Consider the following 525-nt stretch of genomic DNA (forward strand, 5'->3'; position numbering starts at 1 on the left):
TTTCAGACAGACTTGAATTTAATGTTGAAACTCCGGTAACACCTAAAGAATTCGCAGAATACTCTCAAGCAAACCCTAATCAAGTTCAAATGAAAGAACAAGCAAACGGAAATGTTTCTTTCAATTTCTCAAGTCGTGTTTTTCGGTCAGATAAATGGAATCAAGTAACTTCTCATGCTCGCGGACTTTTCATGAAAGAACAAGACAATGGCTCGTGGGAAGTAGTGGCTCGTTCGTATAATAAATTCTTTAATGATGAACAACGAAGAAGTACTGAAGCAAATCGTTTACGTCAGACAGTTACATTCCCTGTCCAAGTCTTTAAAAAGTACAATGGATTCTTAGGGCTTATCGGCTATGACAAGACAACTGGGGAACCTTTCGTTTCATCTAAAGCAGTTCAAGATATTTCAACAAAAGATACCTATGCAAACTGGGTTAAAGACGTATTTATTGAAGTTTACGGACAAGAACACTTCGATAAGGTTGTTGCTCTCTCTAAAGAATTGGACTCGACTTTCATAT

At 37.1% G+C, this 525-nt stretch carries 1 protein-coding gene; it reads left to right on the plus strand.

The genetic code is table 11. The features are described from left to right. A partial coding sequence (locus tag N1032_RS27775; RefSeq protein WP_259543963.1) for a T4 RnlA family RNA ligase occupies window positions 1-525 on the plus strand: 525 nt, incomplete at both ends.

Origin of the sequence: Herbiconiux daphne, assembly GCF_024979295.1 — a bacterium.
Taxonomy (GTDB): Bacteria; Actinomycetota; Actinomycetes; order Actinomycetales; family Microbacteriaceae; genus Herbiconiux; species Herbiconiux daphnes.